Origin of the sequence: Sinomonas flava, from assembly GCF_039531875.1 — a bacterium.
GTDB lineage: Bacteria > Actinomycetota > Actinomycetes > Actinomycetales > Micrococcaceae > Sinomonas > Sinomonas flava.
On sequence record NZ_BAAAQW010000006.1, the window covers coordinates 400586 to 416036 of the forward strand.

General features: G+C 71.1%; 15 protein-coding genes. 8 read left to right on the forward strand and 7 right to left on the reverse strand.

What is annotated here, in order from left to right; translation table 11 throughout:
* Window positions 1-81: 81 nt before the first annotated feature.
* Window positions 82-1248: a helix-turn-helix domain-containing protein gene (locus ABD298_RS13190; protein ID WP_344300210.1), complete on the forward strand. Its 1167-nt coding sequence runs from the start codon at window positions 82-84 to the stop codon at window positions 1246-1248.
* A 148-nt stretch (window positions 1249-1396) separates the two neighbouring features.
* On the forward strand, window positions 1397-3196 hold the full coding sequence (locus ABD298_RS13195) for a flavin-containing monooxygenase (protein WP_344300166.1): 1800 nt from the start codon (window positions 1397-1399) through the stop codon (window positions 3194-3196).
* Between the two features lie 278 nt (window positions 3197-3474).
* Here ABD298_RS13195 and ABD298_RS13200 read toward each other — a convergent pair whose 3' ends face one another.
* Genes ABD298_RS13200 through ABD298_RS13210 form a run of 3 tightly spaced genes read right to left on the reverse strand, consistent with a single transcriptional unit; the run spans window position 3475 to window position 5016 of the window.
* Entirely contained in the window at window positions 3475-3834 is a 360-nt protein-coding gene (locus ABD298_RS13200) for a VOC family protein (RefSeq protein ID WP_344300168.1), read from the reverse strand.
* 58 nt (window positions 3835-3892) lie between these two features.
* Window positions 3893-4486 carry a GNAT family N-acetyltransferase gene (locus ABD298_RS13205; protein ID WP_344300169.1) on the reverse strand — a complete coding sequence of 198 codons (594 nt, stop codon included), beginning with the start codon at window positions 4484-4486 and terminating at the stop codon, window positions 3893-3895.
* The gene (locus tag ABD298_RS13210) at window positions 4486-5016 is read right to left on the reverse strand and encodes a dihydrofolate reductase family protein (RefSeq protein WP_344300171.1); all 531 of its coding nucleotides are present in this window, start codon (window positions 5014-5016) and stop codon (window positions 4486-4488) included. The genes ABD298_RS13205 and ABD298_RS13210 overlap by 1 nt, the downstream gene beginning before the upstream one ends.
* Before the next feature lie 243 nt (window positions 5017-5259).
* Between ABD298_RS13210 and ABD298_RS13215 the strand changes: the two genes are divergently transcribed.
* The gene (locus ABD298_RS13215) at window positions 5260-6693 is read left to right on the forward strand and encodes an amino acid permease (protein WP_344300172.1); all 1434 of its coding nucleotides are present in this window, start codon (window positions 5260-5262) and stop codon (window positions 6691-6693) included.
* A 62-nt stretch (window positions 6694-6755) separates the two neighbouring features.
* On the opposite strand, the gene ABD298_RS13220 is transcribed toward ABD298_RS13215, so the two are convergent.
* Both ABD298_RS13220 and ABD298_RS13225 read right to left on the reverse strand, forming a co-directional pair.
* Window positions 6756-8027, reverse strand: coding sequence for a glycosyltransferase (locus ABD298_RS13220; RefSeq protein ID WP_344300173.1), 1272 nt, complete (start codon window positions 8025-8027; stop codon window positions 6756-6758).
* Window positions 8027-8629 carry a TetR/AcrR family transcriptional regulator gene (locus ABD298_RS13225; RefSeq protein WP_344300175.1) on the reverse strand — a complete coding sequence of 201 codons (603 nt, stop codon included), beginning with the start codon at window positions 8627-8629 and terminating at the stop codon, window positions 8027-8029. The genes ABD298_RS13220 and ABD298_RS13225 overlap by 1 nt, the downstream gene beginning before the upstream one ends.
* Before the next feature lie 93 nt (window positions 8630-8722).
* Here ABD298_RS13225 and ABD298_RS13230 point away from each other — a divergent pair, with 93 nt between their 5' ends.
* The 3 genes from ABD298_RS13230 to ABD298_RS13240 all read left to right on the forward strand — a co-directional run bounded on the left by ABD298_RS13230 (window position 8723) and on the right by ABD298_RS13240 (window position 11143).
* Window positions 8723-10072: an MATE family efflux transporter gene (locus ABD298_RS13230; protein ID WP_344300176.1), complete on the forward strand. Its 1350-nt coding sequence runs from the start codon at window positions 8723-8725 to the stop codon at window positions 10070-10072.
* Between the two features lie 31 nt (window positions 10073-10103).
* The gene (locus ABD298_RS13235) at window positions 10104-10733 is read left to right on the forward strand and encodes a hypothetical protein (RefSeq protein ID WP_344300177.1); all 630 of its coding nucleotides are present in this window, start codon (window positions 10104-10106) and stop codon (window positions 10731-10733) included.
* A 65-nt stretch (window positions 10734-10798) separates the two neighbouring features.
* Window positions 10799-11143: a hypothetical protein gene (locus tag ABD298_RS13240; RefSeq protein WP_344300178.1), complete on the forward strand. Its 345-nt coding sequence runs from the start codon at window positions 10799-10801 to the stop codon at window positions 11141-11143.
* On the opposite strand, the gene ABD298_RS13245 is transcribed toward ABD298_RS13240, so the two are convergent.
* Window positions 11140-11685: a CGNR zinc finger domain-containing protein gene (locus ABD298_RS13245; RefSeq protein WP_344300179.1), complete on the reverse strand. Its 546-nt coding sequence runs from the start codon at window positions 11683-11685 to the stop codon at window positions 11140-11142. The two genes, ABD298_RS13240 and ABD298_RS13245, sit on opposite strands and share 4 nt — an antisense overlap.
* Before the next feature lie 104 nt (window positions 11686-11789).
* Between ABD298_RS13245 and ABD298_RS13250 the strand changes: the two genes are divergently transcribed.
* Window positions 11790-12830: an EamA family transporter gene (locus tag ABD298_RS13250; protein WP_344300180.1), complete on the forward strand. Its 1041-nt coding sequence runs from the start codon at window positions 11790-11792 to the stop codon at window positions 12828-12830.
* A gap of 10 nt (window positions 12831-12840) precedes the next feature.
* On the forward strand, window positions 12841-13113 hold the full coding sequence (locus ABD298_RS13255) for a DUF2277 domain-containing protein (RefSeq protein WP_208710960.1): 273 nt from the start codon (window positions 12841-12843) through the stop codon (window positions 13111-13113).
* Window positions 13114-13313: 200 nt separating this feature from the next.
* On the opposite strand, the gene ABD298_RS13260 is transcribed toward ABD298_RS13255, so the two are convergent.
* Window positions 13314-15451: heavy metal translocating P-type ATPase (locus tag ABD298_RS13260; RefSeq protein WP_344300181.1), on the reverse strand; the 2138-nt coding region annotated here is incomplete at its 5' end.

Here is a 15451-nt window from a genome sequence, read left to right on the forward strand (position 1 = left end):
TGTCCAAACGGCCGTGATCCATGCCACTCTGGTGGGACCGCCCCGCCTGGGGCAGGGATCCCGGCCGAGGAGGTGCGCGTGATGCAGTCGCGCCTCGAGGCTGCCCTCACGGTCTTCGACGACCCGGCCGCCAAGGCCCGCGAGCTGCTGCGCCTCCACCGCGCCTGGCAGTCCACCAGCGAGATCCCGGGTCTCCTGCGACCGGTGATCGCGCGAGCGTGGCAGCGCCAGGGGAGCCTCCCGCCCCAGCACCGGCCCTTGGGGGACCAGCAGGTGTCCGAGCGGCGCGAGCGCGCGGAGGACCTCTCCGCCGTCGTGCCGCTGCTCCAGGAGAGGCTCCTGCCGCTGGCAGCCGAGGCCGGCAATGAGCTCGTCGTGAGCGACGACGAGGGCTACGTGCTCTGGGTGGCCGGCCCCGGTCCCGTCCGGCGCAAGAGCGAGGAGCTCGGCTACGTCCAAGGCGCGCGGTGGCGCGAGCGAGACGTCGGCGTGAACGCCCTCGGGACAGCGATGGAGGAGCGCCGGCCCGTCCAGATTTTCGGGCCGGAGCACGGCGAAGAGGACCAGCATCCGTGGGTCTGCACGAGTGCCCCGCTCTTCGACCCCCGCACAGGTTCGCTGCTCGGCGTCGTGACGCTCAGCGGCTCCTACCGGACCGCGCACCCTCATACGCTCTCGCTCGTGACAATCGCCGCCCGGGAAGCGACGGACCTCCTCGGCCGGAAGCACGACGGCGAGCTGCGCCGCCTCGCACTCGAGGCCGCCCGCTCCCAGCCCGCAGCCTCTCAAAGGACAGTTGTCGTGGACGACGCCGGCTGGGTCGCCTCATCGGACGGCTTCGGCGTGGGCGAACGGATCGGACTGCCGGCGGGACTCGCGCCGGGACTGACGTGGGTCGCCGGTCTGGGCCGGATCCAGGCGGAGCCGCTCGCCGGCGGCTGGGTCCTGCGTGCTGCCAGCGGTTCGGCTGAGCTGGAGCTCCGGGCCGCGCCCCGTCCCGCCGCCGTGCTCCGCGCTGGTGCGGAGATCACGGAGATCCCTGTCAGCGCCCGGCACTTCGAGCTCCTGGCCCTCCTCGCCGCGCATCCACAGGGGCTCGAGACCCGCGAGCTGCTCGCACGGCTCGAGAGTGCCCAGACCGAGGTCACGGTCCGCGCGGAGCTTTCCCGACTGCGCAAGCGCCTCGGCGGGCTCATCGAGAGCCGGCCGTACCGCCTGACGGTACCGGCCGCCGTCGTGCGCCCCTGACTCCTCGACGCGAGCGGCCTGGCTCCCCCGGATGTGACTTCTCGACGTCCGGTGGACGGGCGTCTGCAACGTTCTGCAACGCTCCCGCCGGTGTGACGCGCGCCATACCGTCATACGCATCAGCTCGGGCGTTCAAAGGAGAAGTGCAATGAGTGATGCAAGCACATCAGCGGCGCTGGAGGGGGCGAGGGCGTGGTTCGCGGACCTCGAGGCGGCGTTCGCGGCGGGCGACGTCACGGCTGCCGCCGCGCTGTTCGGCGACGAGAGCTATTGGCGGGACCTCGCGAGCCTCACGTGGAACATCCACACGGCGGAGGGGCGTGACGAGATCGCGGCGATGCTCACTGCCGTGGGGCCGGAGGCGTGGCCGCGAGACCTCGAGGTCACGGGCGCAGCCGATGCCGACGGCGTGACGGAGGCCTGGTACACCTTCCGCAACAGGGCGTTCCACGGCAAGGGGCTCGTCCGGCTGCGCGACGGCAGGGCGTGGACGTTCCTGTCCAGCGCCCAGGGCCTCAACGACTTCCCCGAGCCTGCAGGCCGGCGGCGGGAGCGGGGGGCGGAGCACGGCGTCAACGTCTCCACCGAGAACTGGCTCGACCGGCGGAGCGCGCGGGCAGAATCCTTCGGCATCGACGAGCAGCCCTACGTGCTGGTCGTGGGCGGCGGCCAGGGAGGCATCGGCCTGGCGGCGCGGTTCAAGCGGCTCGGGGTCCCCGCCCTCGTGATCGACAAGCACCCGCGGCCCGGCGACCAGTGGCGCTCGCGCTACCACTCGCTGTGCCTCCACGATCCGGTCTGGTACGACCACATGCCGTACCTCCCCTTCCCGGACCACTGGCCGGTCTTCACGCCGAAGGACAAGATGGGCGACTGGCTCGAGCACTACACCCAGATCATGGAGCTCGACTACTGGCCCAGCACCGAGGCCACGAGCGCGTCCTTCGACGAGGACGCTCAGCAGTGGACCGTCAGGGTGGTCCGCGAAGGCCTTGAGCTCACCCTGACCCCGACCCACCTCGTCATGGCCACCGGCATGTCCGGCATCCCGAGCGTCCCCAGGCTGCCTGGCCAAGAGGTCTTCCGCGGCGACCAGCACCACTCCTCCCAGCACCCGGGCGGCGCGAAGTACGCCGGCAAGAAGGTCGTCGTCGTGGGGTCGAACAACTCGGCCCACGACATCTGCGCCGACCTGTGGCAGAACGGTGCTGAGCCGACCATGCTCCAGCGGTCGAGCACGCACATCGTTCGCTCGGACTCGCTCATGGAGGTGGTCTTGGGCCCGCTGTACTCGGAGGAGGCCCTCGCAAACGGGGTCGACCACGAGACGGCAGACCTCATCTTCGCCTCCATTCCGTACAAGGTCCTCCCGGATTTCCAGCGGCCCGCATTCGACGAGATCCGTGAGCGGGACAGGGAGTTCTACGCCGGGCTCGAGCAGGCCGGCTTCCAGCTCGATTTCGGCGACGACGGATCGGGCCTCTTCCTCAAGTACCTCCGTCGCGGCTCGGGCTACTACATCGACATCGGCGCGTCCGAGCTCATCGCCAAGGGCGCGATCCGGCTCGCGAACGGCCAGGTCTCACACCTCGAGGAGGACGCGGTGGTGCTCGACGACGGCACTCGCCTCGAGGCGGACGCGGTCGTCTACGCCACGGGGTACGGCTCGATGAACGGCTGGGCGGCCAAGCTCATCTCGCAGGAGGTCGCGGACAAGGTTGGCAAGTGCTGGGGCCTGGGCTCCGACACCACCAAGGACCCGGGGCCTTGGCAGGGCGAGCTGCGCAACATGTGGAAGCCCACCCAGCAGGAGAACCTCTGGTTCCACGGGGGCAACCTGCACCAGTCGCGGCACTACTCGAAGTACCTGGCCCTCCAGCTCAAGGCCCGGTTCGAGGGGCTGGAAACCCCGGTGTACGCGCTGGCCGAGACCCATCACACCCACTGAACCCGCACACCACGTCGGGAGGAGCGCCATGAAGGCGACGCGCTACTACGGGCGAGGGCGTGACGGGATTCGAGGTCGGCGAAAAGGTGGCCGCGGTCGGGGTCCAGCAGGTGATCGTCGTCGACCACAAAGCCGGGATCGACATGTTCGGCCTCGTGATGCGCGAGCTCAACCTCATCGGCACGAGCGCCTACTGCGGCGACCACGCCGAGGTGATCGAGCTCCTCCGCTCCGGCAGGATCCCCGCCGAGTCAAGATCCTCGTCCACCCCTAGGGCGTCACGCCTGGCAGAGGCAGAAGGGGTGGCCGGCCGGGTCGAGGAAGACCCGGAAGGTGGTGCCCGGCTGGTGCTCGTGCTTGGTCGCGCCCAGTCCGATGACGGCCTGCTCGGCGGCGTCCAGGTCGTCGACGACCACGTCGAGGTGCATCTGCTGGGGGTGCTCCTGGCCCGGCCACTCCGGCGCGCGGTAGTCCGGCACGCCCTGGAAGTCGATGCGCCGGCCGTCCTCGCCGTGGAGCTCCACCCAGTCGGGGGCCTCCTCCTCGACGCGCCAGTCCAGGAGCGTTCCGTAGAACCGGGCGAGTGCTGCGGGGTCAGGGCAGTCGATGACGAGGGATGGTGTCCGTGCGATAGCCATGGCGCCCACGCTAGCGACGGCTGCGGACAGATGCTGTCCGCAGCGCCGATGGGAAGTCTCAGGCGAGATCGAGGCGCATGAGCACCCGCGGGAAGCCGCCGGACACGGACGCCGTCTCCGCCGCCGGAGTGAACCCCGCCCGCTCGAACATGGAGCGCGTGCCGACATACGCCATCGTGAGGTCGACCTTCTTCCCATGGTTGTCCACGGGGTAGCCCTCGATGGCGGGCGCGCCGTGGTCCCGTGCGAACCGGACCGCACCGTCCAGGAGCGCCTGCGCGACTCCCCGCCTGCGGTACCCGGACCGGACCCGGAAGCACCACACGCTCCACACGGGTGCGTGGTCGACGTGGGGGATCTTGGTCGAGCGGGCGAAGGGGTGGGCTTCCGCCCGCGGCGCGACAGCGGCCCACCCGCACACCTCGCCGTCGAGGTATGCCAGGACGCCCGGCGGGATCTGGCGGGAGCAGAGCTCCCGGACGTATTCGCGTCGCTCGCGTCCCACGAGCGACCGGTTCGTTTTCGAGTCGAGGCGGTGGCTCAGGCACCAGCAGACTGTCGCCTCGGGGTTCTTCGGGCCGAGGATCGTCGCGACGTCGTCGAACCGCTCCGCCGTCGCAGGCCGCACGTCGATGGTCCCGGCGGGTGCCATCAGCGCACCACCGAGTACCGGGCGCAGGCGAAGTCCCGGTTGCGTGCCACGTCCTCGAGCCGGAGCTCGAGGCGCCGCGGCAGGAGCGGGAAGCCTGCCCCGAGCGCGACCGGAGCGTACTGGACCCACACCTCATCCAGGAGGCCGGCGTCGGCGAACTGGCCTGCGAGGTCGCCCCCGCCCACGACCCACACATTCAGCCCGCCGGCGGCGGCCGCCATCTCCGCGTGGACCTCGGCCACGGGCGCCGCGGTGAAGCGGATGTCCCCGCCCATGGCCTCCAGGCTGCCGTGCGTGAAAACCCACGCCGGCTGCTGGTAGGGCCAACCCTCGCCGACTGCCTCAGGGTGGTCCAGGAGCCACCGGTACGTGGTGGCTCCCATCGCGAGGGCGCCCACGCCGGCGATGAACGCGTCGTAGCCCATCGGCCCTGCGGAGTCGACGTCCCGGCTCAGAAGCCAGGAGAGAGACTGCTCGGGATCGGCAATGAAGCCGTCGATGCTGGAAGCGGTGAAGAACTGGGTGGCCACGCCGTCAGTATGGCGCGTCCGGCCCTCGTGATGTGAGCCGCGCAACGCGGGGAGGTGGCCGAGGCTACGTTTCATCCACGTTGCGAGATACTTTCTGGGTAACGAACGTTGTCCGTGTGTAAACCATTTTGGTCTTCTGCATCACGCCAGCGGGAAAAGTTCGTGCAATGTCCACGGCATGCTCGCCCGGCATGGGTTCACCATTAATTCCGGCATTGCACCCCCTCACGGAAGTTGGCCCCCATGGCTTCCCAACCCGAACTCCACAAGACCCTCAAGCCGCGGCACCTGTCGATGATCGCCATCGCGGGCGTCATCGGCGCCGGCCTGTTCGTCGGCTCTGGCGCAGCCATCCAGCAGGCAGGGCCGGGCATCCTGCTCGCCTACGCGGCTGCCGGCGTCGTCGTCATCCTCGTCATGCGCATGCTCGGCGAGATGGCGGCTGCGAACCCTGAGACCGGCTCGTTCTCGTCCTACGCGGACAAGGCGCTCGGGCGCTGGGCCGGGTTCAGCATCGGCTGGCTCTACGCCTGGTTCTGGATCATTGTCCTCGGCATCGAGGCGACCGCCGGCGCTGCGATCATGCACCGCTGGATCCCTGGCGTAGACCAGTGGATCTGGGCGCTCGTCCTCATGATCGCCCTTACCCTCACGAACGTGTGGAGCGTCAAGTCCTATGGCGAGTTCGAGTTCTGGTTCGCCTCCGTCAAGGTCACCGCGATCATCCTGTTCCTCATCGCCGGCGTCGCCGCGATCCTCGGCCTGATCCCGGGCGTCCCCGCCCCGGGAACCTCGACCCTCCTCGGCCACGGCGGCTTCATGCCGAACGGCGCCGACGCCGTGCTCGCCGGCATCCTCGTCGTCGTGTTCTCCTTCTTCGGCGCCGAGATCGCCACCATCGCCGCCGGCGAGTCGAAGGACCCGGTCACCGCCGTCCGCAAGGCCGTGAACTCGACTGTGTGGCGCATCCTCGTCTTCTACATCGGCTCGATGGCCATCGTCGTCACGCTCCTGCCCTGGGACGATGCCTCCGTCGCGAAGAGCCCCTATGTCGCCGTGATCGAGCGCTTCGGCATTCCCGGCGCCGGCACCATCATGGACATCGTCGTCCTGACCTCGGTGCTCTCCTGCCTCAACTCCGGCCTCTACACGGCCAGCCGCATGATCTTCTCGCTCTCGACCCGCGGCGACGCCCCCAGGTCGTGGGGCCGCATCTCCGGCCGCGGCGTCCCCGTCCGCTCCGTCCTCGTCTCCACCGTGGTCGGGTTCGTCACGGTGGGCCTGAACTACCTGTGGCCTGACACTGTGTTCCTGTTCCTCGTGAACACCTCCGGTGCGATCGCGCTGTTCGTCTGGCTCGTCATCTCGATCTCCCAGCTCATCCTGCGCCGCCGAGCGGACGCGGCCGGCACCAAGCTCGAGATCCGCATGTGGCTCTTCCCGTTCCTGACCTGGTTCTCGATCATCGCCATCGCCGCGCTGATCGTCGGCATGGCCTTCTTCGACAGCACACGCGACTCCCTGTGGCTCTCGGTCGGCCTCGCCGCCGTCGTGGTTGCCATCGGCGTGATGCGCTACCGCAGCCAGCGCACCGTCGGCCCGCACCCGCACACGCCGGCTGAGGATGCCGCCGAGATGGTCGAGGTCGACGCCGAAGCCCACGGCCACGGCGCCTAGCCACCGGCGCTCAGCGATTCCCTGAGCGCTTGAAACCGCACAGCTCAGGGTCGGTGCGAGCCTTACGAGGCCGCTCCCGGTCCTGAGTTGTGCAGTTTCCGACCGTCCGGCAGCTTCTGGCCCAGCAGGGCCTCTATCGCGTCCGCTCCGGCCTCGGCCCCGCCGGCGGCGCGGTACCCGGCGGCGACGCGGCGCGCGCCCTCGGCCATAGTGGCCGCCCGGAGGATCGCGCGGCGGAGCCGCTCCGGTGTGATCCGTCTCGGGCTCAGGCGGACACCCGCACCGGCGTGGACCACCCGCGCGGCGACCTCGAGCTGGTCCCGCCCGAACGGCACGACGACGACCGGAACACCCGCCGAGAGTGCCTTCTGGGTTGCGCCCATGCCGCCGTGGGTGACGGCGACCGAGGCCTGCGCCAGTATCGGCCCATGCGGCACGAACCTCTCTACCCGCACGTTCGCCGGCAGCGGCCCGAGGTCTGCCACACCCGCCGGCATCGTGACGACCACGCGGAACGGCTCTCCCGCGAGGCCAGCCGCTGCCCGGGCCAGCTTCTCGTCGGCCTGGTATTCGGAGGACGTCGTGACGAGGACGAACGGGTAGCCCGGCTCCTCGGCCCAGGCCGGCATGTCGGCCGCGGGCTCCCACGGGAGGGCGCCGATGAGGCGCAGGTCGGGCGCCCAGTCGGGGTGCGGGTACTCGAAGGGTTCCGAGGTCGTCACCAGAGTTAGGGGCGCGGACCGGAAGAACGTGTCGGCGCTGGTGACGGCCGGGATGCCGTTGGCCGCGAGGACCCCATTGATCCCCGGGAGGAACCGCTTCTCGAGCTGGCCCATGATGAGAGGCCGCAGCAAGCGGTCGCGGAGCCGTCCCATGGGTCCCGCGAGGGGAGGGAGGCCCGGGCCGAACGGGGGGGTGCCCTGCGAGGTGACCGGCGGGGTGTAGGGGCAGAACGCGGCCCATGGGCCGCCCCAGGCCTGGGCAGCTGCGCGGGCGCCCCACGAGTTGAAGTCGACAATCACCGCATCCGGGGACGTTGAGGCGATCGCGGCGAGGAGGTCGCCGTCGTCGAACGCTGCTCGGCGGACGAAGACGTCCACCGAAGCCGACAGCGCGGCGAGGGTGCTCTTGGCGCCGAAGTCGTGGTGCTCGACAGCGGCGATCCGCGCGTCGATGGGCTCCGCCGCCAGCCCTAGGCCGCGCATGAGGTCGACTTGGTCGGCGAGAGTGCGCACGTGGACCTCGTGCCCGCGCCGTGTGAGCTCGAGGAGCAAGGGGGTCATGGGGAAGAGATGGCCGATGGCGGGTGAGGTGTAGGCGAGGATGCGGGACATCATGTCCTCCGGATCAGGGGTTCGAGGAGCTCGAGGACTGCTTGGATGTACGCCTCGGGGCTCAGCCCGGCATCGAGCCGGAGGAGCTTCCAGACATAGACGTCGCACACGGCGACGAACTGGGCGAGACGGCGCCCGCGGGCGGCGTCGTCCAGCCCCTCGAGGCAGGGTGCGAAGACGCGCTCGCACCAGGAACGGTGGTAGGCGCGTCCGGCGCCGGTGACGGCCGCCATGAACGGCGACGAGGCCTCCTCGGCGAGGAGGCGCAGTGAGAGGCGCCCGTCGCGCTCGTAGTGCTCTGCGAGGTTGGCGACGGCGTCCTCCAGGTCACCCGCCACGGCGACGTCCCGTTCGGCGGCGACGCGGACGGCCTGCCGCTCGGCGGCGGCGGCGAAGAGCGCATCCTTGTCGCCGAACCTCCGCAGCACGGTCTGGACGCTTACCCCGGCACGAGCGGCGACGGCGTCGAGCGTGATGGCGGCGATCGCGGCGCCGTCCTCGAACTCGCCTGCTGCTGCATCGAGGATGCGCTCGGCCGTGGCCGCTGCGGACTCGGCCCGCTTCGTCATGACGTACGTCCGGGACGAGGCCGCGGATTTCATGTCAATAAGACTAACTCGAATATCGTAGGCTGAACAGAGACCCCGCCCGCTTCTCGCGGCTTTCTGTCGGCGCCCTCTCATAGGGTTGGTCCCGTGACCCCGTCCACCGCCTCGTCCCGCCTTCAGCCGGGCTCCACCCCCCGCGAGATCCTGCGCCTCGCCGTCCCGGCGTTCTTCGCGCTCATCGCCGAGCCCCTGTTCCTCCTCGCGGACTCCGCGATCGTGGGCCATCTCGGCGTGGAGCAGCTCGCGGGCCTCGGCCTCGCGACCACGGTGCTGCAGACCGCCGTCGGGCTCATGGTCTTCCTCGCCTACGGGACCGGGCCGGCGGTCGCACGGTTCCTCGGCGCCGGGAAGATGGGACACGCGATGGCGGCGGCGCGCGACGGCGCGTGGCTGGCTCTGCTCCTCGGGGTGGCCCTCGCGGTGCTCGGCTGGGTTGCGGCGCCTGCGGTGATCGGCGTCCTCGGCGGGTCCGCCCAGGTCCAGGCCTACGCGATCCAGTACCTGGTGTGGTCGATGCCTGGGCTCGTGGGCATGCTCCTCGTCTTCGCCGGGACGGGCGCCCTGCGCGGGCTGCAGGACACCCGGACGCCCCTCGTCGTCGCGACCGTCGGTTTCACGGGGAACATCCTGCTCAACCTGGCCTTCGTGTACGGGCTCGGCTGGGGGATCGCGGGCTCGGCGATCGGCACGAGCCTGGCGCAGCTCGGGATGGCCGCGGTCTACATGGGCATCGTCCTGCACAGGATGCGGTACGAGGGGGTCGGCATGCTTCCGAGCCGCCGTGGGCTCCAAGCAGCGGCGCATGTCGGGTCGTGGCTCATGCTCCGGACCCTCACGCTCCGGGCCGCGATCTTCGCGGCCGTGGTCGTCGCGGCGCAGCAGGGCCCGGCCAACCTCGCCGCCCACCAGCTCGCCATGACCCTCTTCAGCTTCCTCGCCTTCGCACTGGACGCCCTCGCGATCGCCGCCCAGGCGCTCATCGGCAAGGAGCTCGGCGCCTCGAATGCCGCGCGGGCGCGCGAGCTGACCCGCGTCATGGTGCGCTGGTCACTGGGCTTCGGCCTCCTCACCGGCGCGATCCTCGCCGCGGCGGCTCCGTGGATCGGCTGGATCTTCACGCCCGATCCCGAGGTCCACGAGGCCCTGTGGCCGGCGCTGCTCGTGCTGGCCGCGAGCCAGCCCGTCTCGGGGTACGTCTTCGTGCTGGACGGCGTGCTCATCGGCGCCGGCGACGCCCGCTACCTCGCCCTCGCCGGCGTGCTCAACCTCGTCGTGTACGCGCCGCTCGTGGTCTGGGTCGGAGCCGCCGGCCTCGCAGGCCCGGGCGGGCTCATGTGGCTCTGGGTGGCCTTCGCCGGCGGGTACATGCTGGCCCGGGCCGTGACCCTCGGCCTCCGCGCGCGCTCGAACGCCTGGATGGTCCTGGGGGCGCACTGACCTGCGGAACAGGGCTCGCTAGACTTGGTCCGTGCCCGAAACCCCCTCGACCCCCGCTCCCGGCGTGCCTGCCGACCCGCTCCCTTCGGCCGGAGCGCCCGGCCCGGCCCTGTGGCGGCCCATCGCGCTGCGCGCCGCGGTCGCCCTCGTCTTCGGCGCGGTGACGGTGTTCTGGGGCCAGCCGACCACGGCGGGAGCTGCCTTGGCGCTGGGCGCATACTTCGTGGGGCTCGCCGTCGCGCAGGCATGGCAGCTCAGGGGAGAGGGCCGGTCCGCTGAACCCGAGGCGAGGCCGAGCGGCACCCAGAGGACCGTCGCTTCGGCGGCCTACGGGCTCGCGGCAGCGGCCGCGATCGCGCTCGGTGCTGCCCCGGAGCCGGTCGTCCTTGCAGCCGGCGGCGCCGCGGCGCTCGTGCTCACCGGCGCGTCGGACCTCTTCCGCGGCATCGCCGGCCGAGGCCGGAGCCCGCTCGCCCGCGACGAGGTGATCACCGGCGTCGTGCATCTCGGTGCAGGAGCGATCCTGCCGTTCTTCGCCGGTCTCGGAGCCCACGCGCTCCTCGGCGTCTCAGGCGGCGGAGCCATCATCACCGGCGTGCTCTTGGCCATCGCGGGCCTGAGCCTGCGGCATGATTCCTCGCCACGCGGCGTCGTGGCCTAGAATCACTAAGGTTCTACTTCTCGTAGAACACCACGAATCCCACCCCGGCCAGTTCAGGAGGGCCCATGTCCGAATCGCCACGCGGACCGCGCGTCGGGATCAAGGGGCCCCTCCTGTTCTCCGCGTTCTTCGCCGTCATCACGTTCTTCGCGGTGCTGTTCTTCGCTTCCGGCGGGACGAACAAGGGCCTCCGCTTCGACCTCGCGTTCAGCGGCGCCGGCATCGCCTTCATCGTCTGCCTCGTGGCCGCCGCCATGCTCTCGATGAGCTACAAGGAGAACGCCGACCACCTCGGCAAGGGCTCCGGCATCAACCTCCGCTCCTCCGACCGCGCCCAGCCTCGGTCTGAGGGCGGGGACGGCGGTGCCGAGGGCACGGACACGCACGACGGCGACCCCTCCTCGCGCTAACTGGCCGCCCTGCGCTCCCGATAGGCGCGCACATGCGCGCGGTTGGCGCAGTTCCCGGTGTCGCAGTAGCGCTTCGACCGGTTCTTCGAGAGGTCGATCAGCACCGCCTCGCAGTCCTCGGCGGCGCAGACGCGCAGCCGGTCGAGCTCCTTCGAGCGGATCACGTCCACGAACGCCATCGCGGCCTCGGTCCCCATGCGGTCGGCGAGCGGTGCTTCCGGGGTGGTGGCGTGCAGGTGCCAGTCCCAGTGGTCATGCCTGACGAGCTGCGGGAGCGCCCGGGCCTCGCGCAGCAGGGCGTTTACGATCTCGACCGCCTCGTCCTCCGGGACATCCCACAGCCGCCGCAGGCGCGACCGTAGGAGGCGGACAGCGGCGAGCTCCCCGTCGTCGTGCGTGCGGGAGCCGCTGAACCCCTCCTCCTCCAGGAAGCGGTCCAGGTCGGAACCGGTGGCGAGCAGCTCGCCGCGGTCCGCGTCGAGGGTGTTGACGAGGTTGACGGCGCTCTTGAGCGCCACCTCCGTGTCATGGGCGAAGATCACGTTGACTCCTGACGGTGCCGGGGTGTCTACTGTCATTACCATACCCATGTTTGACCCCTGACATCACGTGTGACTTCTGCCCTGGGAGGTGCCCTGTGCGTGCCGTGAATGGATCCGCCGCGAACCGCTCCGCGTCCGGACTCGTCTTCGCCCTGCTGTCCGCAGCGACATTTGGGATCTCCGGCCCGCTCGGGAAGTCCCTCCTCGAGTCCGGCTGGACTCCCGGCGCCGTGGTGGGCGCGCGCATCACCCTCGCGGCCCTCGTCATGGCAGTCCCGGCGCTGTGGATGATGCGCGGGCAGTGGGGCCGGCTCCGCGGCGCCGTCGGGCTCATGGCGGCCTACGGCGCGGTGGCGATCGCCCTGTGCCAGTTCTTCTACTTCAACGCGGTGGCCCGCATGAGCCCGCCGGTGGCGCTGATGCTCGAGTACCTCGCGCCCATCATGATCGTCGGATGGCTCTGGCTGCGCACGCGTCGCCGCCCCGGCGCGCTCACGGTCGCGGGAACGGCCGTGGCGATGCTCGGCCTCGTGCTCGTCCTCGACCTCCTGACGGGCGCGACCGTGGACCCGATCGGCGTCCTCTGGGGGGCCGCCGCCGCCGTCTGCCTCGCCGTGTACTTCGTGCTGACCGCCAAGTCCGACGGCGTCCTGCCGCCCTTTGTGACCGTGGCCGGCGGCATGGTGTTCGGCGCGGCAACGATCGGAGTCCTCGCCGTGGTGGGGCTGCTGCCGGTCGCGGCGACGTTCGGCAGCGTCGAGCTCATGGGGGGAGAGGTCAGCTGGCTGGTCCCGGTCCTCGGCATCACCCTCATCGCTGCCGTCGCCGCGTACGTCTTCGGCATCGTCGCCGGGCAGAGGCTCGGCTCGAAGGTGGCGAGCTTCGTCTCCCTCACCGAGGTCCTGTTCTCGGTCGTCGCGTCGTGGCTCATGATCGGCGACGTCCCCGGGCCGGTGCAGTTCCTCGGGGGAGGGCTCATCGTGGGCGGCGTCATCATGGTCCGCATGGACGAGCTCCGCGCCCCCGCGGAGCAGGCCGTTCCCGACACGGCGCCGGAGGCCCTGCCGGCAGCTGACCTGGAGGTGCGAGGACTCGGCTCCGAGCTCACGACCGGGGCCCTGCCCATCGTGGAGCGACCCGCCTAGCATTGACGGCATGTGCCGCAACATCAGAGTCCTGCACAACTTCGAGCCCCACGCGACGAACGAGGAAGTTCACGCCGCAGCGCTGCAGTACGTGCGCAAGGTGAGCGGGAGCACCCATCCGTCCAAGGCGAACGAGGAGGCCTTCAACAGGGCCGTCGAGGAGATCGCCCACATCACGGCGCACCTCCTGGATGACCTCGTGACGAGTGCCCCTCCCCGGAACCGGGAGGACGAGGCGGCGAAGGCGAAGGCCCGGGCGGCCGTCCGCTTCGGCACGGCCTGACCCCGCCCACCCCCGTCTCCCCGCCCCCCGTCTCGGGTACGCGAAATAACCTCCCCACCCCTTTCGGGTACGCGAAATCATCCTGTGGACGGTCTCGGGTACGAGCCTGCTGAGTGGCCCGTACCCGAGAGGGCGTGTGGGCGTCTTATCCGTACCCGAGAGGGCGTGTGGGCGTCTTGTCCGTACCCGAGAGGGGAGGGCTACCGGCCGAAACGCGTGAGCCGCAGCGAGTTCGCGACGACGAGCACCGAGCTCGCAGCCATCGCCGCACCCGCGATCATCGGGTTGAGCAGCCCAAGGGCTGCGACGGGGATGCCCACGGCGTTGTAGAAGAACGCCCAGAACAGGTTCGCCTTGATGATCGCGAGCGTGGCCCGCGACAGCTCGATCGCCGTGGCCACCTGTCCCAGGTCGTCGCCCATGACCGTCAGGTCGGCGGCCTCCCTAGCCACGTCGGTGCCGGAACCCATCGCGATCCCGAGGTCCGCCTGAGCCAGTGCGGGGGCGTCGTTCACGCCGTCGCCGGCCATCGCGACCCGGGCGCCCCCGGCCTGGAGCCGCTTGACCGCCTCGACCTTCCCCTCCGGCCGGACCCCGGCGTGGACGTCCTCGGTGGCAATCCCGACCTCGGTGGCCACGCTCGCGGCGACCGCGGCGTTGTCGCCCGTGAGCAGGACGGGCCTCAGCCCGAGCGCCTTGAGCCGTGCGATGCCCTCCGCGGAGCCGGGCTTCACCGTGTCACGGAGGCTCAGGATGGCCGCCGGTACGCGGTCGACGACGACCCATACCGCCGTCGCGCCCGCCGCCTCGCGCTCGGCGAACCGGGCCAGCTGGCTGGCCCCCGGCGCTTTGGCGCGCTCCGCGATCCAGTCGGTGCGGCCCACGAGCACCTCGTGCCCGTCCACCGTCCCCTCGACCCCGCCGCCCGCCGACGACCGGAAGCCGACGACGTCGGGCAGGCCCTCGGCGTCGGGCGCGACGCCGTCGCGCGCACCGCCCGTGTGGGAGGCTCCCTGCGCGGCAGGCACGTGGGCCCGGGCCGCGTCCACGACGGCGCGTGCGAGCGGATGCTCGCTTCCCGCCTCGACGGCGGCCGCCAGCCGCAGCGCCCCGGCCTCGTCCCAGGAGCCGAAGGCGTCCACGGCATCGAGCGCGAGGCGGCCGGTCGTGACTGTGCCGGTCTTGTCCAGCACGATGGTGTCGACGGCGCGGGTGTCCTCGAGGACGTGCGCGCCGCGGATCAGGATCCCCAGCTGGGAGCCGCGCCCGCTTCCCGCGAGCAGGCCGACAGGCGTGGCGAGTCCCAGAGCGCAGGGGCACGCGATGACGAGCACCGCGACCGAGGCAGTGAACGCGTCGGGCAGCGATCCGCCGAACGCGAGCCATGCCACGAACGTCAGTGCCGCGATGACGAGGACCACCGGCACGAAGACGCCGCTGATCCGGTCGGCGAGCCGCGCGATCGGCGCCTTGCCCGTCTGCGCCTCGGACACGAGGCGTGCCATCGCCGCAAGCGTCGTTTCGGAGCCGACCCGTGTTGCCTCGACCACGAGGCGGCCGGAGGTGTTGACGGTCGCGCCCGTGACCGGATCGCCGGCCCTCACCTCCACCGGGACGGACTCGCCGGTGATCAGGGACGTGTCCACGGCAGAGGAGCCCTCGCGGACGGTGCCGTCGGTCGCGATCGTCTCGCCCGGCCGCACCACGAAGAGGTCGCCGGGCACGAGGCTCTCGGCCGCCACCACCGTCTCGACGCCGCCGCGCAGCACCGTGGCGCGCTTCGCCCCGCGGTCCAGGAGGGCGCGCAGCGCGTCCCCCGCGAGCGACTTGGCGCGGGCCTCGAGCCACCGGCCCAGGAGCAGGAAGGTCGTGACCACTGCTGCGGTCTCGAAGTAGAGCCCTCCGCCGCTCCCTGACATCTCCATCCCGGGGTGTTCGGTCATCCGGGGCTCGGCGACGAGCTGGGCGAGCGAGTAGAGGTAGGCCGCGGCGACGCCGAGGGACACGAGCGTGTCCATGGTCGAGCCGAGATGGCGGGCGTTGATGGCCGCGGCGCGGTGGAATGGCCACGCCGACCACGTGACGACGGGCAGCGCGAGTGCCGCCGCCCACCAGCCCCAGTGCGCGAACTGCGCGCCCGGCACCATCGAGATGACGAACACCGGGATCGTCAGGGCGGCTGCGACCGCGAGTCGGGGGAGCAGGACATCGGCGCGGCTCCGGGCCGAAGAGGCCGGTTCTGGGTCCGCGTTCGGCGCGCCTGCAGGGTCGGCTGGGAGTGCCTGAGCCGTCGCCTCGGGCGCGGGCACCGGGACGGACGACGGCGTGTGGCCGGCGT

Coding starts and splice junctions, on each gene's coding strand:
- ABD298_RS13205 (WP_344300169.1), bottom strand. CDS start 4,486: ATGGCACCCGCCGGGACCATCGACGTGCGGCCTGCGACGGCGGAGCGG.
- ABD298_RS13255 (WP_208710960.1), top strand. CDS start 12,841: ATGTGCCGCAACATCAGAGTCCTGCACAACTTCGAGCCCCACGCGACG.
- ABD298_RS13200 (WP_344300168.1), bottom strand. CDS start 3,834: ATGGCTATCGCACGGACACCATCCCTCGTCATCGACTGCCCTGACCCC.
- ABD298_RS13190 (WP_344300210.1), top strand. CDS start 82: ATGCAGTCGCGCCTCGAGGCTGCCCTCACGGTCTTCGACGACCCGGCC.
- ABD298_RS13225 (WP_344300175.1), bottom strand. CDS start 8,629: ATGAAATCCGCGGCCTCGTCCCGGACGTACGTCATGACGAAGCGGGCC.
- ABD298_RS13220 (WP_344300173.1), bottom strand. CDS start 8,027: ATGTCCCGCATCCTCGCCTACACCTCACCCGCCATCGGCCATCTCTTC.
- ABD298_RS13240 (WP_344300178.1), top strand. CDS start 10,799: ATGTCCGAATCGCCACGCGGACCGCGCGTCGGGATCAAGGGGCCCCTC.
- ABD298_RS13215 (WP_344300172.1), top strand. CDS start 5,260: ATGGCTTCCCAACCCGAACTCCACAAGACCCTCAAGCCGCGGCACCTG.
- ABD298_RS13195 (WP_344300166.1), top strand. CDS start 1,397: ATGAGTGATGCAAGCACATCAGCGGCGCTGGAGGGGGCGAGGGCGTGG.